Annotated in this window: 20 protein-coding genes, 1 pseudogene and 1 riboswitch; of the genes and pseudogenes, 10 read left to right on the top strand and 11 right to left on the bottom strand. The window is 65.5% G+C overall.

Annotation, left to right across the window (positions count from 1 at the left end; genetic code table 11):
* Positions 1-107: 107 nt before the first annotated feature.
* Positions 108-896 carry an MOSC domain-containing protein gene (locus XH85_RS06500; protein WP_128931228.1) on the top strand — a complete coding sequence of 263 codons (789 nt, stop codon included), beginning with the start codon at positions 108-110 and terminating at the stop codon, positions 894-896.
* Between the two features lie 25 nt (positions 897-921).
* Here XH85_RS06500 and XH85_RS06495 read toward each other — a convergent pair whose 3' ends face one another.
* Positions 922-1,875, bottom strand: coding sequence for an IS110 family RNA-guided transposase (locus tag XH85_RS06495; protein ID WP_128930305.1), 954 nt, complete (start codon positions 1,873-1,875; stop codon positions 922-924).
* 311 nt (positions 1,876-2,186) lie between these two features.
* Positions 2,187-2,843, bottom strand: coding sequence for a TIGR02594 family protein (locus XH85_RS06490; RefSeq protein ID WP_128931227.1), 657 nt, complete (start codon positions 2,841-2,843; stop codon positions 2,187-2,189).
* Positions 2,844-3,058: 215 nt separating this feature from the next.
* Between XH85_RS06490 and XH85_RS06485 the strand changes: the two genes are divergently transcribed.
* Complete coding sequence (locus XH85_RS06485; protein WP_128931226.1) at positions 3,059-3,922, top strand: alpha/beta fold hydrolase; 864 nt, start codon at positions 3,059-3,061, stop codon at positions 3,920-3,922.
* A gap of 106 nt (positions 3,923-4,028) precedes the next feature.
* On the opposite strand, the gene metW is transcribed toward XH85_RS06485, so the two are convergent.
* Together metW and metX are read right to left on the bottom strand one after the other, a co-directional pair.
* Positions 4,029-4,691 (bottom strand): methionine biosynthesis protein MetW, encoded by a 663-nt coding sequence (gene metW, locus XH85_RS06480; RefSeq protein WP_164940422.1) that lies wholly within the window; start codon positions 4,689-4,691, stop codon positions 4,029-4,031.
* 1 nt (position 4,692) lies between these two features.
* Positions 4,693-5,895, bottom strand: a complete 1,203-nt coding sequence (gene metX, locus XH85_RS06475; protein WP_128931224.1) for a homoserine O-acetyltransferase MetX — start codon at positions 5,893-5,895, stop codon at positions 4,693-4,695.
* Between the two features lie 91 nt (positions 5,896-5,986).
* A riboswitch (SAM riboswitch) is annotated at positions 5,987-6,066 on the bottom strand.
* Between the two features lie 182 nt (positions 6,067-6,248).
* Here metX and XH85_RS06470 point away from each other — a divergent pair.
* The 3 genes from XH85_RS06470 to XH85_RS06460 are packed head-to-tail and all read left to right on the top strand — an operon-like array spanning position 6,249 to position 9,163.
* Positions 6,249-7,097: a chorismate mutase gene (locus tag XH85_RS06470; protein WP_128931223.1), complete on the top strand. Its 849-nt coding sequence runs from the start codon at positions 6,249-6,251 to the stop codon at positions 7,095-7,097.
* Positions 7,098-7,133: 36 nt separating this feature from the next.
* A complete protein-coding gene (hisC, locus tag XH85_RS06465) occupies positions 7,134-8,231 on the top strand; it encodes a histidinol-phosphate transaminase (RefSeq protein ID WP_128931222.1) in 1,098 nt (365 codons plus the stop codon).
* Positions 8,228-9,163, top strand: coding sequence for a prephenate/arogenate dehydrogenase family protein (locus XH85_RS06460; protein WP_128931221.1), 936 nt, complete (start codon positions 8,228-8,230; stop codon positions 9,161-9,163). The genes hisC and XH85_RS06460 overlap by 4 nt, the downstream gene beginning before the upstream one ends.
* A 117-nt stretch (positions 9,164-9,280) precedes the next feature.
* Here the strand turns inward: XH85_RS06460 and XH85_RS06455 are convergent, their stop codons facing one another.
* On the bottom strand, positions 9,281-10,465 hold the full coding sequence (locus XH85_RS06455) for a DUF2125 domain-containing protein (RefSeq protein WP_128931220.1): 1,185 nt from the start codon (positions 10,463-10,465) through the stop codon (positions 9,281-9,283).
* A gap of 110 nt (positions 10,466-10,575) precedes the next feature.
* Between XH85_RS06455 and XH85_RS06450 the strand changes: the two genes are divergently transcribed.
* Positions 10,576-11,184: a gamma-glutamylcyclotransferase gene (locus XH85_RS06450; RefSeq protein ID WP_164940423.1), complete on the top strand. Its 609-nt coding sequence runs from the start codon at positions 10,576-10,578 to the stop codon at positions 11,182-11,184.
* Here the strand turns inward: XH85_RS06450 and XH85_RS06445 are convergent.
* The 4 genes from XH85_RS06445 to ftsE form a co-directional block, all read right to left on the bottom strand.
* A complete protein-coding gene (locus XH85_RS06445) occupies positions 11,181-11,954 on the bottom strand; it encodes a lysophospholipid acyltransferase family protein (RefSeq protein ID WP_128931218.1) in 774 nt (257 codons plus the stop codon). The genes XH85_RS06450 and XH85_RS06445 overlap by 4 nt on opposite strands.
* A gap of 21 nt (positions 11,955-11,975) precedes the next feature.
* Complete coding sequence (locus XH85_RS06440) at positions 11,976-12,680, bottom strand: YdcF family protein (RefSeq protein WP_128931217.1); 705 nt, start codon at positions 12,678-12,680, stop codon at positions 11,976-11,978.
* A 275-nt stretch (positions 12,681-12,955) separates the two neighbouring features.
* Complete coding sequence (locus XH85_RS06435) at positions 12,956-13,924, bottom strand: cell division protein FtsX (protein ID WP_128931216.1); 969 nt, start codon at positions 13,922-13,924, stop codon at positions 12,956-12,958.
* The gene (gene ftsE / locus XH85_RS06430) at positions 13,917-14,576 is read right to left on the bottom strand and encodes a cell division ATP-binding protein FtsE (RefSeq protein WP_020508614.1); all 660 of its coding nucleotides are present in this window, start codon (positions 14,574-14,576) and stop codon (positions 13,917-13,919) included. Before ftsE ends, XH85_RS06435 begins: the two co-directional genes overlap by 8 nt.
* Positions 14,577-14,767: 191 nt before the next feature.
* Here ftsE and XH85_RS06425 point away from each other — a divergent pair, with 191 nt between their 5' ends.
* The 3 genes and pseudogenes from XH85_RS06425 (at position 14,768) to XH85_RS06415 (ending at position 17,638) form a co-directional block, all read left to right on the top strand.
* Positions 14,768-15,646, top strand: coding sequence for an MJ0042-type zinc finger domain-containing protein (locus XH85_RS06425; RefSeq protein WP_164940424.1), 879 nt, complete (start codon positions 14,768-14,770; stop codon positions 15,644-15,646).
* A gap of 40 nt (positions 15,647-15,686) precedes the next feature.
* Positions 15,687-16,061 carry a response regulator gene (locus XH85_RS06420; RefSeq protein ID WP_128931214.1) on the top strand — a complete coding sequence of 125 codons (375 nt, stop codon included), beginning with the start codon at positions 15,687-15,689 and terminating at the stop codon, positions 16,059-16,061.
* A 214-nt stretch (positions 16,062-16,275) separates the two neighbouring features.
* A pseudogene (locus XH85_RS06415) lies at positions 16,276-17,638 on the top strand (IS30 family transposase).
* A gap of 65 nt (positions 17,639-17,703) precedes the next feature.
* Here XH85_RS06415 and XH85_RS06410 read toward each other — a convergent pair.
* Together XH85_RS06410 and XH85_RS06405 are read right to left on the bottom strand one after the other, a co-directional pair.
* Positions 17,704-18,852, bottom strand: coding sequence for a DUF4175 family protein (locus tag XH85_RS06410; RefSeq protein ID WP_128931213.1), 1,149 nt, complete (start codon positions 18,850-18,852; stop codon positions 17,704-17,706).
* Entirely contained in the window at positions 18,840-20,822 is a 1,983-nt protein-coding gene (locus tag XH85_RS06405; RefSeq protein ID WP_128931212.1) for a TIGR02302 family protein, read from the bottom strand. Before XH85_RS06405 ends, XH85_RS06410 begins: the two co-directional genes overlap by 13 nt.
* Before the next feature lie 169 nt (positions 20,823-20,991).
* On the opposite strand from XH85_RS06405, the gene XH85_RS06400 reads away from it, so the two are divergent.
* Entirely contained in the window at positions 20,992-21,375 is a 384-nt protein-coding gene (locus tag XH85_RS06400) for a carboxymuconolactone decarboxylase family protein (RefSeq protein ID WP_091891246.1), read from the top strand.
* Positions 21,376-21,488: the final 113 nt, after the last annotated feature.

Genomic DNA, 21,488 nt, shown 5'->3' with positions numbered 1-21,488 from the left:
TGAGGCAAATGTGGGAAGCGGGTTGCGGATGCGAAAGAGGCGAGTTCACAATTTCGTGCGCTCATGGGCCGCTTGGCGCGGGCCCGTCGAATCCCCTAAGTAGCGGCATGACAGCCAGCCGCACCGCCGAGATTACCGGCCTCTACCGCTACCCGATCAAAGGCCTGACCCCGGAACGCCTGACCCGCGTCACCTTGCGGGGCGGCCAGACCCTGCCCGCCGACCGCCGCTACGCCATCGAGAACGGGCCGAGCGGGTTCGACCCGGAGGCGCCGCAGTGGAAGCCGAAAATCCAGTTTCTGATGCTGGCGCGCAATGAGCGGCTGGCCTCCCTCGAGAGCCGGTTCGAGGACGCGACCAACCGCCTGACCATTCGCAAGGACGGCCAGATCGTCGCCAGCGGCGATCTCGAGACCGCTACCGGCCGCGCCGCCATCGAGAGCTATTTCAACGAGAACTTTCAGCCGGAGCTGAAGGGACCGCCGAAGGTCCTGTCCGGCCGCGACCACAGCTTTTCCGACGTCGCCCGCAAGGTCGTATCCATCATCAATCTCGACAGCGTCCGCGCCATCGAGACCATGCTGGGCGGCGCCGCAGTCCACCCCCTGCGCTTCCGCGCCAATCTCTACCTGAAGGGCTGGCCGGCCTGGTCGGAGCTCGACCTCGTCGGTCAGACGCTTGCGATCGGTGACGCCCGGCTGAAGGTGGTCAAGCGCATCGTCCGCTGCCCGGCCACCAATGTCGACCCCGTCACCGCAAAGCGCGATCTCGAAATCCCGCCCACGCTCTCGCGCAATCTCGGCCACATGGACTGCGGCATCTATGCCGAGGTGATCGAAGGCGGCGAGATCGGCGTCGGCGATGCGGTCGCGGTGGAAGAGCCGAAGCTGGTGTGACGAGGCACCGCTGCCGTAGCAACCATTAAACGCCGAGGAGTTTTTCAGTCCACGGCGTTCCGCGTTGCACGACGGTGTTGGCATAGATGAGCAGCTTGCGCGCGCATGCGATGAGAGCGGCATTGTGAGCCTTTCCGGCCGCAGTCAGGCGGGCATAGAGGGCCATGACGGCCTTGTTCCAGCGGAAGGCCGCAGGCAGGGCTGCCGCAAACAGAGAGCGACGCAGGCGAGCGCGGCCGCCGGCGATACGGCGTTGGCCCTTGTACTGCCCGCTATCGTTGTCGAAGGGAGCCAGCCCGGCAAGGGCTGCGACTTCCTCCCGGCTGACACGGCCGAGTTCAGGCATGCGGACCAGGAGGGCCAGTGCCGTGCGCTCACCGATCCCGGGAATGCTCATCACGAGGTCAAGGCGGACAGCGAGATCGTGGTGAGCGCGTAGTTGCTTGGCGAGGTGACGGATTTGGGAGAGCCGCCTTGCCTTCAACCGGGCAATGTCATCCAGCACGATGCGGCGTAGCCGAGGCTTCTCGAGATGCTCGAGCCGGGTCTTGAAGCGCTTGATGTCGTCCTCGATCTGCTCGAGGAAGGTGAGCTGCTCGGCGAGCTCCGCCAAGCGCGGATCCGGCGCACTCCTCACCTCTTCGAGCGATGCCGCGCAGGCAGCAATCAGCGCGGCATCCAGCGTATCGTTCTTGGCGCGACGCAATCGGGAGCGGCCGAACGCCTTGACCTGGATCGGCTGCAGCACCAGCACGATGACGCCGGCCGCACGCAAATGCTCCACTACCCCACGCTCGTAACCGCCGGTCGCTTCGATCCCGACTCGCTTGACGCCAGCTTTGGTCAGCAGCTGCACCAGCTTCCGCCAACCGGGAAGGTCGTTGGCGACCTCCCAACCCTCGTCTCGACCATGAACTACAATGTCGAGCTTCGCCTTGGACGTATCGATTCCCGCTGTCGTCGTGCTAGTCTGTGCCATCTTCGTCGACCCTGCCTTGTGAAGCGAACCTGATTGTTCCGGCAACCATCCGGGTCCGATGAAGGTGCTGGCGCGATCCTGCTACGGGGCAGCCACAAACTGCTCAGGGTGGGCGCGATCCGATCGCCAGCGGCCTGCCGCGGGTTGCAGCCGCGGCAGGCCATTCCTCACGGAACACGCCGACAATATCTGATTGCGCTATTACAAGGGTGGGCAAAGCGAAGCGTGCCCACCGTTCCTGCTAGCGAACGCTGACGCACCGCCGGTGGGCACGGCGCTCTTGCGCCTTTGCCCACCCTACGGCTCCGTCGTTAATTCGGCATCACATACGCATAGATCCGACCGCGCGAGACCGGCGCCTCGCGGACGCGGTTGCCGTCGTTGCCGGAGATCATGATCGGATTTCCCTTTGCATCGACGCCGGTGATGATGCCGACATGGCCGCCCCGGCCGCCGCGCGACATCACCGCGATGGCGCCGACCTGCGGACCGGAGACGCGCGTGCCGTAGCGCGCGAACGAGCTCGCCATGTCGGAGCCGGTGCCCTGATGCCCGGTGTGCTGCAGCACCATGTTCATGAAACGCGCGCACCACAGGCTGCCGCGTCCGGTCGGATTGCCGCCGAGATAGCGGCGCGCCTCGGACACGAGGCCCGATCCGCCGCCGAAGCCGCCGTTGCTCATCGCGTTGTTGGCCATGCCGCCGCTATTGGCGTTCGGATCATAGCTCGCCTGGGTGTTGGCGAATCCACTCGCCTGCAACTGCGCTGCGCTGCGCTCGAAGCGCGAGCTGCGTGCATGGTGGCGGTAGTGATAATGTCTGGCGTGATGCACGTAAACGTGCCGCTCTGCGCTATGACGATGATGCGGCCGCGCTGAGGCCGGAGAAACGAGCACGGCGACCGCCGCGAAGAAAAGCGCCAGCGCGACAACACAACGCGACAGGCGATACGCAAACAACTCAAACATTCTTCATCCTTGATTAACACCCCCACTTCCCATCGGCCCGTGCGGCGGCCGACATCCGAAAGGCCGTTAAGCCGTCCCATGTGGCGAGAAAAAGACGCCGCGTCGGCGAATAGCTGCGATGATTTTGCGTCAATACTCATCTGATGCTGCCGCATTGCGGACAACAGCATTAACTGCGATCCTCCAAATGCGGCTTGAACAGAGGGAAACGGTTAATGCCCCACGCCACGACCAAGGATGACGTCCGCATCTATTTCGAGGAGGCGGGCCAGGGATCGCCGATCATTTTTCTGCACGAGTTTGCGGCTGACTACACCAATTGGGAGCCGCAGATGCGCTACTTCTCGCGCGGTCATCGCTGCATCACTTACTCTGCGCGCGGCTACACGCCCTCGGACGTGCCCGATGGCGAGGTCTATACCTACACGCATTTCTACACCGATGCGCTCGCGGTGCTCGATCATCTCGGGATCGAGCGCGCGCATCTCGTCGGCCTGTCGATGGGTGCCTACTCGTCGCTCCAGATCGGGCTCAACGCGCCGCAGCGCGCATTGTCGATGACGCTGGCCGGCGTCGGCTCGGGCTCGGAGATCGAGAATCTCGATGCCTGGCGCAAGCAGTGCCGCGCCAATGCCGAGCAGTTCGAGACATCTGGCTCCGCGGAAGTCGCAAAGGTCACGCGCGAGGCGCCGAGCCGGATTCCCTTCCTGGTGAAGGACCCGCGCGGCCACGCCGATTTCTACGCCGCGCTGGCGCGGCACGACGCCAGCGGCTCGGCGCGCACGATGCGCGGCTTCCAGGGCGGCCGTCCCTCGATCTACACGATGACGGACGCGATCAAGCGCGCCTCAACGCCGGCGCTGATCATCTGCGGCGACGAGGACGACCCGTGCGTCGGCCCGAGCCTGTTCTTGAAGAAGCACCTTCCGGCGGCCGGGCTCGCGATGTTTCCGAAGTCGGGCCACGTACTCAATCTCGAAGAACCCGCGCTGTTCAACGAGAGCGTGGAGCGGTTCGTCACGCTGGTGGAAGCGGGCCGCTGGCCGGTACGCGATGCGAGGTCCCTGGCGGCGGGTTAGCGATGGCATTGCCGCATACTCCGTCATTGCGAGCGAAGCGAAGCAATCCAGGGTCTTTCCGCGGAAGGATTCTGGATTGCTTCGCTGCGCTCGCAATGACGAAAAGCTACTTTCCTTGCCCGCGGCTCAGCAAGAACACGCCCTGCTCGCCGAACATGTTCCACACCCACCACGGCAGGTTCAGCGGCACCGGGCGGCCGTAGAGATCGAGCGCGACCGAACGCTCCATCTTGACGTTGATCTTGTCGCAGAGCTCGACGAAATCCTTGATGGTGCAGAAGTGGATGTTGGCGGTGTCGTACCAGGTCGCCGGCAGGTTCTCGGTGCGCGGCATGTGGCCGCCGATCAGGAGCTGGAGCCGCATCTTCCAGAAGCCGAAATTCGGGAACGAGACGATGGCGCGGCGGCCGATGCGCAGCAGGTTCTCCAGCACCACACGCGGCTGCCGCGTCGCTTGCAGCGTCTGCGACAGGATCACGTAATCGAAGGCATCGTCGGGATAGTTGACGAGGTCGGTGTCGGCGTCACCCTGCACCACCGCAAGCCCCTTGGCGACGCAGCGATTGACGCCCTCGCGCGACAGCTCGATGCCACGGCCGTCGATGCCGCGCGTTTCCAGCAGCTGGAGCAGATCGCCCTCGCCGCAGCCGACGTCGAGCACCTTCGAGCCCGGCTTGACCATCTCGGCCACGAGCAGATGGTCGGCACGAAACTGACCGGACGGCCCGGCCGCAACGCCGTTCAACGGCAGCACTTCCTGTACGGACATTCTAGCCACCTTTGCCGTCGAGACCGCGTGCCTTGCCTGCCGATTGCAGGAAGGCACGCGAGATGTCGAAGAATTCGGGCACGTCGAGCAGGAAGGCGTCGTGACCGCGATCGGTCTCGATCTCGGCGAACGACACCCGAGCACTCGACGCATTCAGCGCGTGCACCAGGGCGCGCGATTCCGAGGTCGGAAACAGCCAGTCGCTGGTGAAGGAGACCACGCAGAAGCGGGTCTTGATGCCCGCAAACGCCTTCGCCAGCACGCCACCATGATCGGCGGCGATGTCGAAATAATCCATCGCGCGTGTCAGATACAGATACGAGTTGGCGTCGAAGCGCTCGACGAAGGACGAGCCCTGGTAGCGCAGATAGGACTCGACCTGGAAGTCGGCATCGAACGAGAAGGTCGGCAGCTCACGGTCCTGCATGCGGCGGCCGAATTTTCGGTGCAGCGCGGCGTCGGAGAGATAGGTGATGTGCGCCGCCATGCGCGCCACCGCGAGCCCGCGATGCGGATGGATGCCGCGGTCGGCATAGCCACCATTGTGCCAGTCGGGATCGGCCATCACGGCCTGGCGGCCGAGCTCGTGGAAGGCGATGTTCTGCGCCGAGTGCCGCGTCGAGCAAGCAATCGCCAGTGCGGAGTACACGCGAGCAGGATAGGCCGCGGTCCATTGCAGCACCTGCATGCCACCCATCGACCCGCCAACGACCGCGAACAGCGTGTCGATGCCGAGCCGGTCGATCAGCATCGCCTGCGCGCGCACCATGTCGGGAATGGTGATGACGGGGAAATCGAGGCCCCAGACCTTGCCCGTGGCGGGATTGATCGACGCCGGCCCCGTCGAGCCCATGCAGCCGCCGATCACGTTGGAGCAGATGATGAAGTAGTGCTTGGGATCAATGGGTCGACCGGGGCCGACCAGCGTCTCCCACCAGCCGGGCTTGCCGGTGACGGGATGCACATTGGCGACATGCTGGTCGCCGGTCAGCGCATGGCAGATCAGAACGGCGTTGGAGCGATCGGCGTTCAATTCGCCATAGGTCTGGTAGGCGATCTGGAACGGCGACAGATCGATGCCGCAATCGAGCCGCAGCGGCTGATCGGCGCCGAAACGCATAACCTGCGAACTCGGATGATCGACCTCGTGTGACCGATCATCGGTGCTGATCGCAGGACTCGGTATCGACTTGACGCTACCCATTTTGACCATCGACCTCGTTTGCGATCGGACTTCAGAGCGCAGTGACATCAGGCCATGAAAAACCCGGCCTGAACGATAGGTTCGGCCGGGATCGGAAGCGTCCCCGGCCTGTTTAGCGAGTTTTTTAACGTGGCTGCAAGCCGGCCGGCTCAAATGACCACGGAACAGGCAAAAACTACCGTCTGGGGCGGTTTTCGTCAAGTCGCGGCCCGGGTCAACCGGATTTGCCTCCGAGCGGTCGATCGAAAAGGCCGTCATTTCTCTTTGCTTTCGCTGCCTATCCTGCCTAATCAGGATAGACCGCAGCTGACCGCTTTTGCGGATCGGCACCTCTCAACAGCCCTTTGTCAGTCATGTCCCAACGTCCGCCCGCGCCACCATCGCTTCAGGAATTGCGCAAGGAGATCGACGCGATCGACGAGGGCATGCATCGCCTCCTGATGCAGCGCGGCGACATCATCGACCGCCTGATCCAGGTGAAGCAGACCCAGGAAGTCGGCTCGGCGTTCCGCCCCGCGCGCGAGGCTTCCATGATGCGCGAGATCGTGCAGCGTCATCGCGGCATCCTGCCGCTCGACACGGTCGAGAGCATCTGGCGCGTCATCATCTCGACCTTCACCTATGTGCAGGCGCCGTTCTCCGTGCATGCCGACATCTCGGTGAGCGAGCCGGCGATGCGCGATTCCGCGCGCTTTCATTTCGGCTTCACCGTGCCTTACGTCGCGCATTTCAGCGCGCAGGCCGCGGTGGAGGCGGTGGCGAAATCCAAGGGCGACCTGGCGCTGGTCTCGGCGACCTCGAGCCGCACGCCGTGGTGGCTGGAGTTGGAAGCCGACGGCGCGCCCAAGATCATCGCGCGGATGCCGTTCGTCGAGCGCGCCGACCATCCGGCCGCACTGCCGGTGTTCGCGATCTCGCGCGTCGCCGACAGCGCCCTGGTGACGGAGGTCGAGACCTTCAGCGTCCGCGTCTCCGGGTGGAACGCCGAGGTCGCGCGCGCGCTGTCGCCGCTTGCCGAGATCGTGGCAGTGCCCGATACCGCCTTCGACGGCGCGGCATTGCTGGTCTCGGTCACGAGCGCGACCAGCATCGACAAAATCAAGGCTGCCCTGATCGAGGCGGGGGCCTCGGTGCGCTCCACGGCCCTCGTCGGCAGCCACGCAACGCGCTATACGGTGCCCCCGACCGGGCCAAAATCGTAGATCGCGAACCGCCTGAAGCCACTTTCGGAGTTGAAGATGTCCCGCCCCGTGCCGAATCCCGGCATTCTCGACATTGCGCCCTACACGCCCGGCAAGAGCCCGGTGGCGGAGCCGGGCCGCAAGGTGTTCAAGCTCTCGGCAAACGAGACGCCGTTCGGACCCTCGCCCAAGGCGATCGAGGCGTTCAAGCACGTGGCGGATCACCTGGAAGACTATCCGGAAGGCACCTCGCGCGTGCTGCGCGAGGCGATTGGCCGTTCCTTCGGTCTTGACCCCAACCGCATCATCTGCGGCGCCGGGTCGGACGAGATCCTCAATCTGCTCGCGCACACCTATCTCAGCCAGGGCGACGAGGCGATCTCCACCACCCACGGCTTCCTGGTCTACCCGATCGCGACCATGGCGAACGGGGCCAAGAACGTGGTCGCGCCCGAAACCAACTTCACCGCCGACGTCGACGCCATCCTCAAGGCCGTGACACCGCGGACAAAACTGATCTGGCTCGCCAATCCCAACAACCCGACCGGCACCTATCTGCCGTTCGACGAGGTCAAGCGCCTGCGCGCCGGCCTGCCGTCGCACGTGTTGCTGGTGCTGGATGCCGCCTATTGCGACTACGTCTCGCGCAACGATTACGAGATGGGGATCGAGCTCGTCGCCACCACCGAGAACACCGTGGTGACGCATACCTTCTCCAAGATCCACGGCTTGGCCGCGCTGCGCATCGGCTGGATGTTCGGGCCCGAGCACATCATCGACGCGGTCAACCGCATCCGCGGTCCCTTCAACGTGTCGACGCCGGCAATGTATGCCGCAGTCGCCGCGATCGAGGATACCGCGCACCAGGCGATGTCGAAGCAGTTCACCGAGACCTGGCGCAATCGGCTGACAGAAGAGATCGGCAAGCTCGGGCTGAAGGTGACGCCGAGCGTCGCCAATTTCGTGCTGATCCACTTCCCTTCCGACAGGGGCAAGACCGCGGACGATGCCGACGCTTACCTCACCAAACGGGGCCTGGTGCTGCGCGCGCTGAAGAACTACGGCCTGCCGCATGCGCTGCGCATGACCATCGGTACCGAGGAGGCCAACCGCCTCGTGATCGAGGCCCTGCGCGACTTCATGGCCGGCAAATGAGTGCGCAGGCGCACTTCCAGCGCGTCGCGCTGATCGGCTTCGGGCTGATCGGCGGCTCGATCGCGCGTGCGGCGAAGCTCCAGGGCTTAGCTGGCGAGATCGTCACCACCGCGCGCTCGGAGAAGACGCGCGCGCGGGTCGCCGAGCTCGGCATCGTCGACCACATCGTGGCGACCAATGTGGAAGCAGTGAAGGATGCCGATCTCGTCATCCTCTGCATTCCCGTCGGCGCCTGCGGCGAGGTGGCGCGGGAGATCGCCGCGCATCTCAAGCCGGGCGCGATCATCTCCGACGTCGGCTCGGTCAAGGGCGCGGTGGTCAGGGACATGGCCCCGCATCTGCCGCAGGGCGTGCATTTCGTGCCGGCGCATCCGGTCGCAGGCACCGAGCATTCGGGTCCGGATTCCGGCTTCGCCGAGCTCTTCATCAACCGCTGGTGCATCCTGACGCCGCCGGAAGGCGTCGATGCGGCTGCCACCGATCGCCTGCGCGCCTTCTGGGCGGCGATGGGCGCCAAGGTCGAGGTGATGACGCCGGATCATCATGATCTCGTGCTCGCGATCACCAGTCACCTGCCGCATCTGATCGCCTACACCATAGTCGGCACCGCCGACGAGCTGGCGCAGGTGACGGAATCCGAGGTGATCAAATTCTCTGCCGGCGGTTTTCGCGATTTCACCCGTATCGCGGCGTCCGACCCGACGATGTGGCGCGACGTCTTCCTCGCCAACAAGGAAGCCGTGCTGGAGATGCTCGGCACCTTCACCGAGGATCTCGCCAAGCTCACCCGCGCGATCCGCCGCGGCGACGGCGAGGCGCTGTTCGACCACTTCACCCGCACCCGCGCCATCCGCCGCGGCATCGTCGAGATAGGCCAGGATTCGGCCGCGCCGGATTTCGGCCGGCCCCATGCGGCGCTGAAGAAGCCGTAGCGAAACTGCTCATTCTTCGTCATTGCGAGCGTAGCGAAGCAATCCAGGATACCTCCGCAGAGACAGTCTGGATTGCTTCGCTGCGCTCGCAATGACGGTGTGGAGAGCTCTCCGCCCTTAATACAGCGGCGGGATCTGGCCGACCTTGACTGGGCCGAGCAGCACGGCGCCGTCGACGAATTTGAGCGGGAAGCTTCTCGCCTTCTTGCCTTCCAGCGTGCTCTCGGTGCCGATCGAATTGATGCCGGCGGCAACGCCGGCATTGGCGTTCTGCTTGATGACCTTGCCGAGGCCCGGCACGGCGCGGTCGAGCGCGCCGAACAAATTGTTGAGATCCTGCGACTTCACACCCGGCGCGACGCGGTCGAGCGTTGCCTGCGGCACGCCTTCCTCCAGCATCTTCTCGATGCCAAGCGCCGGGATGACGCGCTCGAGGCCCGCCACCGTCATCTGTAATTCGCCGTCGAGCCGGCCATTGGCTGAAAGGCCGAGCGTGCCGGCCGCAACCGCGATCATCTCGCCCTGCTGGATCCGCGACTGCACGATCTCGATATGGCCGCCGGCGGCCTGGATCTCGCGGAAGCGCTGCGGCCAGGGTTTTGGCGTGAGATCGGTGAGGCCGGTGACCTTCGCGCGGGTGTCCGCCTCGAACGGCTCGGCGAGCAAGGGATGAACGCCCTGGATGCTGCCCTGCGCGACGTGGACCACCGTCTCGATCACCGGGTGATCGGATGGCGATCCGTCCGCGAGGCGGCCGTGCAGCTCGATCTGCTTGGCGCGCGCGAGCGGCACCTGGACGCTGCCGTCGAGACGGTTGAGGCCGGGTTCGTCGAACACGATGGAGGCGCGATCCGGCACGGCCGGCAGACCGACCACGCTGGCGCGGCCCTTGCTCCAGTTCACCACGAAGGTGTTTTGCGTGACGCCGTCGGTCAGCGTCGCCGGCGCGGAGAACTCGGCGATGACGAGCTTGGGGTCATAGACCTGGGCGACGACCAGGATGTTGTCGAGCTTCGCCGTGAACGGCGTCTTGCTCGCATTCTGCGACACCAGGGCGACGCTGGCACCGGAGCACTGGACCTCGAAGCGGAACGGGAAGCCCGCGATCGAGCGCTTGGCGCAATCATAGATGCGACCCGACTTGGCCTCCTGCGCGCGCCAGGCGTCTGCGGCGATTTCGGCCTGCGACGCCGCATAGAACCAGAAGCAGCTCCAGGCGACGGCGAGGATCAGGACGAGAACGGGTGCAATGAAAAGGCCCCAACGGGAGCGGCGGCCTGCGGCAACGGTCATATTGGACATGCGGCGACCCTTTGCCCCCAGATTCAGGCAAATGTAAGCGAGGCCGGCCCCCGACGAAAGGCGGAGAATTCGCTTCGCTTGGGGGCACGGTTCTGGTAGCCGTGCCGGAAATGTCGGAAATCCCCCTCCCTTCCGTCACCACAGCCAAGGATGACCTCTGGGTGTTCGGCTACGGCTCGCTGATGTGGCGGCCGGGCTTCGAATTCGAGGAGCGCGTCCCGGCGCGGCTGGTCGGCGAGCATCGCGCGCTCTGCGTCTATTCCTTCGTGCACCGCGGCACGCCGGAGAAGCCGGGTCTGGTGCTCGGGCTCGACCGCGGCGGCGCCTGCCGCGGCATTGCCTTCCGCGTCGCCGAGAAGAACCGCACCGAGGTCGTCGCCTACTTGCGGGAACGCGAGCAGGTCACCTCGGTCTACCGTGAGGTGATGCGCTCGGTGTGGCTGGAGAACGATGCGCGCCAGCGCGTCTCCGCACTCACCTATGTCGTCGACCGCGGCCATGTCCAATATGCCGGCCGGCTGTCGCTTACCGAGCAGCACCGCCATGTCATCCAGGGCCATGGCCAGTCCGGCGCCAATCGGGACTACGTGACCGCGACGGTGAAAGCAATCGAGGCCGAAGGCTTTCGCGACACGCAGCTGCACCGGCTTGCGACGATGCTGCACGGTGATGCGCATTCTCTGCACGCGCCGGCGCCGGCCGAAGATCGAGATCGCTAACTCTCCGACGGCGCATAGCTCGGCGCGGAGCCGATCAACTGCTCCTGCTCTTTCCGGCCGGCTTCGACGAGACGGCTGGTCGCGTCTTCGATCGCCGTCTGCACGCGCGCGAGAAACTCGTCCTTCGGCAGGCCCGCCGGCAGTGGATCGAGGAATTCCACCACCAGCGTGCCGGGATAGCGCATGAAGGTGCGGCGCGGCCAGAACAGGCCGGAATTGAGCGCGATCGGCAGGCACTGCACGCCGCAGGAGGAATAGATCTGCGCAAAGCCGGTCTTGTAGTTGGGGACAGCGCCCGGCGCGCGCCGCGTGCCTTCCGGAAAGATCACGAGCTGACGGCCGCTGCGCACCGCCACGCGCGCCCGCCGCGTCATGTCCAGCAGCGCCTTCACGCCGGCATTGCGGTCGATCGCGATCATGCCGGTCTTGACCAGGAACTGACCGAAGACCGGGATCTGCATGAGCTGACGCTTGAGAATGAATATCGGACGGTCGAAGAAGCCGGGCAGCACGAACGTCTCCCAGAACGACTGGTGCTTGGCCACGATCAGCAATGGGCCCTGCGGAATCTTCTCGACCCCGCGGAATTCCACCTTGATGTTGCAGATCACGCGCATCAGGACCAGCGTCGCCTTTGCCCACCATTCCGCGACCGTCAGCATGGCGCGCGGCGGCAGCGCAAAGGTCGGCAGCGCCACGATCGCCAGGCATATCAGCACGGCGTAGAACAGCACGTTGAACACGAGCGAGCGCAGGAAAATCAGAAACATCGACGATCCGATCATTGCCGGTCAATTGGCCTGTGCGGTGGCAGGTCGCTTCGGCTGCAAGCCTGAAGGCTGCTCCGACACTTCGGGCGAAAGGTCAATCCCGAAATTCTCCAGCCGCACCCTGGCCTCGGCCGCGACGTACTTGGCATATTCCGACAGCAGCAGCCGCAACGTCGACGGCGAAGTCCACCACGGCTCCTCGCGCCATTTGTCGCCGACGACTGCGAACGGGATCAGCGTCGTCTGCGGCATCGCGTGTGAGAATTCCACCAGCGCGCGCGGCATGTGATAATTCGAGGTGACCACGATCAGCGATTTGAACCGGCGTCCCTCGGCCCAGCGCCGCGCCTCCGCCGCATTGCCGCGGGTCGAGAGCGCGGTGCGGTCGAGATCGACGCAACAGGTCATGAAGGACTGGTTCTCCGGCAGGGTCCGGGAGATATCGCTCGCCGTCGAGGTCGGATGCACGCCCGATATCAGGAGCCTCCTGCCGTAGCCGGCAGCGAGCAGCTCCATCGCGTCCGACACCCGCGAGGACCCGCCGGTCAGCACCACGATGCCGTCGGCCTTGCGGTCCGGCACCATCTCGGCGCCGCGCAATTGCGACAGGAACGCAACGAAGCCCGCTGCCGCGCCGACGAAGGCAAGCGCGATCGTCGACACGATTGTCGCGCGCAGCCAGCCGCGCGGCAGTTTCGGCGATCGATCTTCGGTCGGCGAGGTCATGCGATGTCGGTGATCCCTTCCCTGAGGTGATTTTAAGACGTTTTGAGGCGAAGTGGAGTCTGGTTTGTTGGGCTCAATCAACGCGATGGACAACAACGCTATCCGCGACGGCGGCTGCGCTCCCTCGCCCCGCTTGCGGGGAGAGGGTTGGGGTGAGGGGGACTCTCCGCAGGGACGGAGACAGTCGGACTCGCGGAGAGTCCCCCTCACCCGGAATCCGCGCCTTCAGCGCGCATTCCGGCCTCTCCCCGCAAGCGGGGAGAGGCGAAGAAATCTCATTCGACATCGTTCAGGGTCGCGAACAGTGTCTGGCGTGACGCGACCGCGGTGATGGCGCCGATCAGCACCGCCTGCACCGCGAGCACGATGTAGCCGGATGGCCGCAGCGAGAAGGTGCCGAGCAGGGCTGCGAACTGGTCGCCGACGGGGGTGCCGGAAAACCAGCCGGCGATCGACTCGGAGAAGCCGAACAGCAGCATCGCCACGCCGCCGCCGATCACGCCGCCCTCCAAGCCGAGCCTAAGGAAATGGCGCAGGAAGTGGTTGGCGATGTAGCGGTCGCCGGCGCCGACGAAATGCAGGACCTCGACGATCGGGCGGTTCGCCGCCATGGCGCCGCGGGTCGCAAACGACACCGAGATGATGGTGGCGATGATGACCAACGCGAGGATGCCGATGCCGGCGAGGACGGTGGCATTGGTCATCGAACGCATGCGCTCGATCCAGGCACGGTGATCATCGACACTCGCGCTCGGCGCCACCTGGGTGACGCGTGCGCGCAGGGCGCCGAGATCAAGTGGCGTGCCCGGTTGCACGCGCGCGATGATCATGCGCGGTACCGGCAGATCGTCCATCGACAGGCCAGTGCCGAGCCAGGGCTCGAGCAGCTTTCCGCTTTCATCCTTGGTGAACGGCTTGACCTCGACGATGCCTGCTTGCGCGCGCATCGCCTCCGTCACCGCCGCGGTGTCGCGTTCGAGATCGCGGCCAGCCAGCGGACGGACCTGGATGGTGATTTCGCTGGCGACCTCCGACTGCCATTCGGCGGCGGAAGCGCTGACCAGCAGCACCGTGCCTGTCGTCATCGAGGCGAGGAAGGTCATGATGGCGACGACGGCGACCAGCGCGCGACCGTGGATCGAGGCACGCGGCACGATCGGCGACATGTTGCGTGCCTTGGCCGGAAGCTGCGGACGCTCCTGCCCGAGGTCGACCAGTACGCCGCGCTCGTCGGTCCTACTCATAGACGTGCAGCCGTCCCTGATGCAGCACCAGCCGCCGCGCCTCGTACTGGTCCATCAGGCCGATGTCGTGGGTCGCGATGATGACGGCCGTGCCTGATTTGTTGAGCTCGATGAAGAGCCGCAGCAGGCGGCGGCCGAGCGTTGGGTCGACGCTGCCGGTCGGCTCGTCCGCGAGCAGCAGCTGCGGGCGCGAGATCACCGCGCGCGCGATCGCGGCGCGCTGCTTCTCGCCGCCGGACAGGATCGGCGGCAGCGCATCCATGCGGTCACCGAGGCCGACCCAGCGCAGGAGATCGATGACCTCCTTGCGATAGCTCGACTCGCTACGCCCCATGACGCGGAACGGCAGCGCGACGTTCTCATAGGTCGTCATGTGGTCGAGCAGGCGGAAATCCTGGAGCACGATACCGATGCGCTTGCGCAGGTCGGCGATCTCGTCCTTGCCGAGCCGCGAGATATCGTGGCCGAACAGATTGACCAGGCCCCGCGTCGGCCGATGCGACAGGAACAACAGGCGCAACAACGAGGTCTTGCCAGCACCGGACGGTCCGGTGAGAAACTGAAACGAATGCGCCGGGATCTGGAAGCTGAGGTCGCGCAGGATCTCCGGCCCCAGACCGTAACGCAATCCGACATTTTCGAACCGAACCAAGCTCAGCTCCGTTCGAGAGGGGGCGCGGGCCACACGGTTGTGCCCCGACATACGCGATTAACGGGTTTTGCGACCGTTATGGTTTCCGGTTCGTTAACGCTCGCCCGGTAGCATAAGGGCCGCCCGGTTCTCCACGACCGTGACATCGTCAAGACCAGTCCAAGTCCTCGTCCATGCATCAAGGCTCGTCCATGCATATCGTCTGCCCTCATTGTACGACATCCTACGCCATCAAGCCCGCGAGCTTGGGCGCGAACGGCCGGACGGTGCGCTGCTCCCGTTGCAAGGAGACCTGGGTCGCCCATGCTGAGGATGCCATCGAGGAGGCGTCCGTCCCGGCCATGGCCGCGGCCAGCCAGGCGGAGGACCAGTCCGACCTCGCCGAGCAGTGGAACTCCTACGCCAAGGACGATAGCGCGGCTGACACCCCGATGGTCGAAAGCCCCTCGATCGCCAGCGACTGGCCGACCGAGGACACCAGGGAGATCGAGGACGAGTGGTCAGCGGCGGCCCGGGCCGCCGAGGAGGACGTCGCCGGCGCGCAGCATCAGTCCTGGTTCCGCGGCCTGTTCCGTCGCCGCGGCGCGCGGGTCAGCCGCCCGGCCGCCGCCACGGCGCCGCGAAAAACCTATTTCGGCCTGCCGACCGCCTGCGCCGCCATGGGCGCGCTGGTCGTGGCGCTCGCGATCTGGCGTGGCGACATGGTGCGGCTGCTGCCGCAGACGGCAGCGTTCTACAAGATGGTCGGGCTCGAGGTTAATCTGAGAGGATTGGCCTTCAAGGACGTCAAACTGTCCAGCGAAACCGTCGACGGTAAGCAGGTGCTAGTGATCGAGGGCGTGATCGTCGGCGAGGGCAAGAAGCCGCTCGACATCCCGCGCCTGCGCTTCGCCGTGCGCGACGCGCAGGGCGCCGAGATCTACGCCTGGAACACGGTGCTGGAGCAGACCGTGCTGCGGCCCGGCGAGCGCGCCTTCTTCCGCTCGCGCCTGGCCTCGCCGCCGCCCGAGGGCCGCAATATCGACGTTCGCTTCTTCAACCGCCGCGACATTGCCGGCGGCAGCGTATAATCAGCCTCGCAAGCGGGAGTTGGTCCCAAGGTTTGGTCTCATGCCGAAAATCCTGATCGCCGACGACGAGGATTCGATGCGCACGCTGGTGGCGCGCGCCATCGCCATGGACGGCCACGAGACCGTCACCGCGCAGGACGGCGCCGAGGCGCTGGAGATCCTGACCCGCGAGGACGGCGCGTTCGACCTGCTGCTCACTGACATCCAGATGCCTGTCATGGACGGCATCGCACTGGCCCTCTCCGCCGCGCGCGATTTCCCCGGCCTGACCATCCTGCTGATGACCGGCTTTGCCGACCAGCGCGAGCGCGCCTCGAACCTCAACGCGCTGGTGCACGACGTCGTGACAAAACCGTTCTCGGTCGCCGACATCCGCACCGCGGTGGCGGATGCGCTGGCGGCGAAGAAGAGGTAGCGGCGGGGCGAGCTACACATTCCGCTGTCATGCGCCGGCTTGCCGCCTTCGCTAAAGCTTCGGCGGCCGAGCACCCTTGTGGCCCCGGCGTAGCCTTGGCGGAGCCGGGACCGGGGCATCCAGTACGCCGCAGCCTCTCGACTCAATCACTTCCGTCTCTGGAATACTGGGCGGATTCAACCGCTCGTCGCAACACTCCAGCAAGGAGGTTGCGATGGAGAGCTGTGTGCGGGTGGGTCGTGCTCAGAAGGCCCTGCGAGAGCATTACAGACCGTTCTGGGTCGCGATTGCCTCGGGGCGATCGAGCGAGGATGCTTCGATTGAGGCCGGGGTGTCGCCGGCGGTCGGAGTGCGCTGGTTCCGGAGGGCGGGCGGTATGCCGCCAACACATTTGTCGCGGTCGTCAAAACCCTCATCAGGGCGCTACCTCTCGTTCGCCGAGCGTGAGGAGATCGCCATCTTGCGCGCGCAGGGGCATGGGGTGCGAGCCATAGCTCGCCAGCTCGATCGGCCGCCATGCACGATCTCTCGTGAGCTCCGACGCAATGTGGCGCGTCGCCACGGCGCTGCAGAGTACCGCGCGACCACGGCACAATGGCGCGCTGATCGATCCGCCCGACGGCCCAAATTGGCGAAGTTGGCAATCAATCCGGCCCTGCGGGATTATGTGCAAGACCGGCTTGCCGGTATGATCGCCAAGCCGGACGGGAAGCCCCTCCCTGGCCCGAAGGTGGTGTGGAAGGGGCGCCGGGCTGTACATCGGCAAAACCGGCGCTGGGCGACGGCATGGAGCCCGGAACAGATTTCCGCGGCGACTTCGGCTCGACTTCCCCGAGGATGAGACGATGCGCATCAGTCACGAGGCGATCTATCAGGCGCTTTATGTGCAGGGACGAGGGGCTTTGCGTCGCGAACTGACGGCCTGCTTGCGCACCGGGCGGGCGTTGCGGATGCCAAGGGCGCGCGCGCGTAAAGGCCGAAGCTTTATTCCTTCCGAGATCATGATCAGTCAGCGTCCGGCGGAGGCCGCCGATCGAGCTGTGCCGGGCCACTGGGAAGGTGACCTCATTATGGGCCTTGGAAGCTCCGCGATCGGCACTCTGGTGGAGCGCACGACCCGTTTTACCATTCTGCTGCATCTACCGCGCATGACGGGCCAGGAACAGGAAGCTGGGGTGAAGAAAGCACTCGCCGGACATGGCGCTGAGGCCGTGCGCGATGCCATCATCCGCGCAATCGTCACCATGCCAGAGCAACTGCGTCGGTCACTGACTTGGGATCAAGGAGCCGAGCTGGCACAGCATGCACGTCTGAGGATCGATGCAGGCGTACAGGTCTACTTCTGCGACCCTCATAGCCCATGGCAGCGCGGCACCAACGAGAACACGAATGGGTTGCTGCGTCAGTACTTTCCAAAAGGGACCGATCTCAGCATGCACAATGCCGAGGACCTCGAGGCCGTGGCTCTCGCACTCAATACCAGGCCCAGAAAGACGCTCGGCTGGAAAACACCCGCCAAAACTCTCGACCAATTGTTACAGGTGAGTGATACACGGAGTGTTGCGACGAGCGGTTGAATCCGCCCTGGATCGCCCGGTCAAGCCGGGCGATGACACTGGGTGTGCGGCCAGAAATCGAGTTGTCAAAAATCCTTCAGCAGCCGCTCGAGATAGTCGAGCTCGATCTGCGGGCGCGAGGTATCGCCCAGGCGGCGGCGGAGCTCTTCGAGGATGCGGCGGACACGCTGGGCATCGATCTCGCCGGGGATCTTGACGGTGTAGTCGTCGCTCAGATCGCGGCCGTGAAGCGGACGGCCCAGCGGATCGGTCTGATTGCCGCCGCTCTGCTGACGGCCGGCGCGATTGCCGGGACCATCGCCCTGCCCGTCGCCATCACCCTGCTGCATCGCCTCGGCCATCTTCTGCGCGCCCTTGCGCAAGGCCTCGAGGGCCTTGCCCTGCGAATCCACGGCGCCGTCGGCATTGCCCTCGCCGAGCTTCGATCCGGCATCGCCCATGGCCCCGTCGGCGTCATCCAGACTGCTGTCGTCATCGCCCTGGTCGCCGTCCTGATCGCCATTCTGGCCGGACTGGCCCTGCTCGCCCTGCTGCCCCTTCTGCCCCTGCTGCTTCTGACCTTTTTGTCCCTTCTGCGCGAGGCCGCGCTTGGCGAGCTCGTCCTGCAACTTCTTCAGGCGGTCGCGCAGCGCCTGCTGGTCCTGCTGAAGGTCCGACATCGACTGATCGCCCTGCTTGCCGCGTGAGCGGTCACGCCGGGAATCCTGGCCCTGCTTGAATGTCTTGTCGCGCAATTGCTGCTGCTTGCGGATCATGTCGCTGAGCTCGTTGAGCGCCTGCTCCATGTCGCTGTCGCCGGATTGCCCGGGCTGCGCCATCTGGAGATTTTCCATGATCTGCGCGAGCTGCTCGAGCATGCGCTGGGCCGCCTCGCGATTGCCTTCGCGCGCCGCCTTCTCGATCTGCCTCAGGAGGTCGTCGAGATCGCGTTGCGTGATGACGTTGCGATCACGGCTGGAGGATTGGCTCCGTTCCGTCGCCCGCTTGTATTCCTCGAGCTTCTGGATGGCGTCGGACTGGTTGTTCAGGCTCTTCCCGGATTCCTTCTGCCTGAGGCTGTCGCCGGAATCCTGCATGGCCTTTTCGGCGCTGTCGAGCAGCGCATCGGGATCCTGATCCAGCTGGGCAGCCGCAGGAGACAAGCCTCCCAACAAGAAGGCGAGACTGGCGATCGACATCGCCCTCAAGACTGGCACGCGTGCTAGCTTCCGCATTTCCGGTCTCGCGTAAACTGGTTGGCCCCCTCGTTACCCGCCTTGGCCCGGTTGCTCGCCGACTTCCGATAGGCCTGAAGCTGCTGGCGAAGTGCGTCCTGCTGCTGCGCCAGCTCCTCGAGCTGCTCGGGCGTCGCATGCTGGGTCTTCTGTCGCAACTCGACGGCCTTGTCGAGGATGAGCTGGACCTCCGCGGGGAACGGCTGCCGCGGTCCGAGCGGATTTTGCTCGGCGCGCCGGGCGAGGTCACGCACCTTGCCGGCCATGGCCTCGCGGAGCTTTTGCGTCAGCACCCTGATCTCGTCCTCGCTGGCGCCGCGTTCCAGCGCCGCCTTGAGTGCGTCCTGCGCCGAGCGCAGCGCCGCGTTGACGCTGCCGGCGACGCCGTCGTCCTCGATGGTGACCGCGAACGCCCACATGCTCGCCACCACCTCGCGCAGCGCGTCGTCGGTGCGGGCCGCCTCGAGCTGGGACGCCAGGCTGCGGAGGCCGAGATAGCAACCGGCGTCCGGTGTGAACAATTCGGGCGCGATCATCAGCGCGTCGAGCGCGGTGTAGACCTCGGAATTCCTGTTGGCGTCTAACGCGAGGATGCGGCGCTGCTCGATCAGCGCTCGCGCGAGCGAGTTCGTGAAGAGACGCTCGGGCAGGCGCAGGTTGAAGGGCTCGCTTCGCGCCTCGTTGCCGGCCTCGTCCTTGGCGGTGAGCGTCAGCGTGACGTCGGCGCCGGCATAGGGATCCTCGCTGAGGTCCTTCACCGTCTGGCCGACGCCGTTACGGGTGCGCGCGTTCGGCAGCACGAGCGGGAATTGCGGCGGCTGGAACAACGGCCGCGCCGCGCCTTTGGCGTCGGCGTCCTTGCTGTTGTCCTTCGCGTTATCCTTGCCGCCATTCTTGCCGGCGTCCTTGATGTTATCCTTGGCGTCGGCGGGGCGGATCGCAATGTGCGCGTCGGCGCCGGTGACGCCGTAATCGTCCTCGATCTTGTAGGAGAGTTGGAGCGCGCCGCGCGCCTGGCGCTCGGGGTCCTTGGCGAGTGCGATCGTCGGCGGACGGTCCGGCGTTGCCGCAAACGCCCATTGCGGTTGGCCCGAGGGCGCGCGGACATGCGCGGTGCCGTCGGCAGCGATGGCGAAGTGCTTTTCGTTGGTGCCCTTGGGCGCGGCTTCCGTGGGGGCGACCTCCTTGAGACCGCCGGAGACCGCGACATCCAGGCTGCCGCCGGAGGAACGTACGATCAGGGTCGAGCCGGCGGGAACGGCAAGCGGGCCGCTGGCGGGCAGTGCTGCGGCTTCCTTGTTGGCGGCCGACAGGATGATCGGCGGCTTGCCGGTGTAGAGCGGCGGTGTCACCCAGGCGTCGACGCGAACATTGGTCGGGGCCAGCACGCCGTTCCAGTCGAAGGCGGCCCCGAGCCGCATCGCACGTTCGTCGCCGGCGGCGAAGAAGGTCGCAACCAGCATCACCATGACGAGCGCGCGCAGCGCCCAGGGATCGTGGAGCGCGAGCCGCGGATGCGGCAGGCCGGCGCGGATGCGCTTGAGCGAGGCCAGCGTGCGCTCGCGCTGCGCCTGCCACAGCGCCTTGGCAACCGGGTCCTGCGAGGTCAGCGTGTCCGTGAGCGTGGTCGCCGGGCGGTGACGGATACCGGAGCCACGATCGAGCCGGCTCAGCGCCTCCTCCCGGCTCGGCCAGCGGAAGCGAATCAACGGGAACAGAGCGGCAATCGCGATGCCGGCGAAAATCACGAGACCGATGGCGCGGGCGACGAACGGCAAGGATAGCCACAGCCCGGCCCAGGACACCACCAGGAACAGACCGATGACGGTCAGAAGCCGCGCCAGGTTCGGCCAGGCACGCTCCCACGCGATGGCATAAATGGCCCGATCGAGGGCCTGCGCCAGCTTCAGCCGCGACAGAGCGTCGCCATCGCGGATCGGGTCTGACGGGTCGGGGGTGACGCCGTTCAATCAGCTCTCCAGGTTGCCCGGTAGAGAGAAGCCTATCACAACGGCAGCACTGAGGCATCCGTTCCTGGACGGGAGACACCCCTTTTCCCGCATAACACGAGGACGTGACTGGCCCGGCTCGACCCCGTAATTTCCGCGGCGCCATCCCGAGGAAAACGAAGGAAACGCCATGGACAAGAAGATGCACGACAAGGGCCTGGAAGTCCGCAAAGCGGTGCTGGGCGAGGCCTATGTCAACAACGCCCTGAAGAACGTCGACGATTTCAACCGTCCGTTCCAGGAAATGCTCAACGAATATTGCTGGGGCACGGTGTGGGGCCGCGAGGAACTGCCGCGCAAGACCCGCAGCATGCTCAACATCGCGATGATCGCGATCCTTAACCGCCAGCACGAATTCCGCGCACATCTGAAGGGCGCGCTGACCAACGGCGTCACCCGCGAGGAGATCCGCGAGATCCTGATGCAAGTCGCGATCTATGGCGGCATGCCGGCGGCCGTCGACAGTTTTCGCATCGCGCGCGAGGTGTTTTCGGAGATCGATGGGAAGGCGTGAGCGGCAAGCCACCCGCCGCCGTCGTCCCGGACAAGCGTAAGCGCAGATCCGGGACCCATAGCCACAGGCCGGTGTGGTTGCGGGGACCCGGAGTTACCGCTTTCGCGCAACAA

The sequence above is a fragment of the Bradyrhizobium zhanjiangense genome (assembly GCF_004114935.1).
Classification (GTDB): domain Bacteria; phylum Pseudomonadota; class Alphaproteobacteria; order Rhizobiales; family Xanthobacteraceae; genus Bradyrhizobium; species Bradyrhizobium zhanjiangense.
The sequence above is the reverse complement of the archived record's forward strand: the minus strand, read 5'-3'. Positions and strand labels throughout refer to the sequence as shown.

Coding starts and splice junctions, on each gene's coding strand:
- XH85_RS06490 (WP_128931227.1), bottom strand. CDS start 2,843: ATGTTTGAGTTGTTTGCGTATCGCCTGTCGCGTTGTGTTGTCGCGCTG.
- hisC (WP_128931222.1), top strand. CDS start 7,134: ATGTCCCGCCCCGTGCCGAATCCCGGCATTCTCGACATTGCGCCCTAC.
- XH85_RS06500 (WP_128931228.1), top strand. CDS start 108: ATGACAGCCAGCCGCACCGCCGAGATTACCGGCCTCTACCGCTACCCG.
- XH85_RS06435 (WP_128931216.1), bottom strand. CDS start 13,924: ATGAGTAGGACCGACGAGCGCGGCGTACTGGTCGACCTCGGGCAGGAG.
- metW (WP_164940422.1), bottom strand. CDS start 4,691: ATGTCCGTACAGGAAGTGCTGCCGTTGAACGGCGTTGCGGCCGGGCCG.
- XH85_RS06470 (WP_128931223.1), top strand. CDS start 6,249: ATGTCCCAACGTCCGCCCGCGCCACCATCGCTTCAGGAATTGCGCAAG.
- XH85_RS06440 (WP_128931217.1), bottom strand. CDS start 12,680: ATGACCTCGCCGACCGAAGATCGATCGCCGAAACTGCCGCGCGGCTGG.
- XH85_RS06410 (WP_128931213.1), bottom strand. CDS start 18,852: ATGCGGAAGCTAGCACGCGTGCCAGTCTTGAGGGCGATGTCGATCGCC.
- metX (WP_128931224.1), bottom strand. CDS start 5,895: ATGGGTAGCGTCAAGTCGATACCGAGTCCTGCGATCAGCACCGATGAT.
- XH85_RS06450 (WP_164940423.1), top strand. CDS start 10,576: ATGTCGGAAATCCCCCTCCCTTCCGTCACCACAGCCAAGGATGACCTC.
- XH85_RS06420 (WP_128931214.1), top strand. CDS start 15,687: ATGCCGAAAATCCTGATCGCCGACGACGAGGATTCGATGCGCACGCTG.
- XH85_RS06485 (WP_128931226.1), top strand. CDS start 3,059: ATGCCCCACGCCACGACCAAGGATGACGTCCGCATCTATTTCGAGGAG.
- XH85_RS06455 (WP_128931220.1), bottom strand. CDS start 10,465: ATGTCCAATATGACCGTTGCCGCAGGCCGCCGCTCCCGTTGGGGCCTT.
- XH85_RS06445 (WP_128931218.1), bottom strand. CDS start 11,954: ATGTTTCTGATTTTCCTGCGCTCGCTCGTGTTCAACGTGCTGTTCTAC.
- XH85_RS06425 (WP_164940424.1), top strand. CDS start 14,768: ATGCATATCGTCTGCCCTCATTGTACGACATCCTACGCCATCAAGCCC.
- XH85_RS06495 (WP_128930305.1), bottom strand. CDS start 1,875: ATGGCACAGACTAGCACGACGACAGCGGGAATCGATACGTCCAAGGCG.
- XH85_RS06460 (WP_128931221.1), top strand. CDS start 8,228: ATGAGTGCGCAGGCGCACTTCCAGCGCGTCGCGCTGATCGGCTTCGGG.
- XH85_RS06400 (WP_091891246.1), top strand. CDS start 20,992: ATGGACAAGAAGATGCACGACAAGGGCCTGGAAGTCCGCAAAGCGGTG.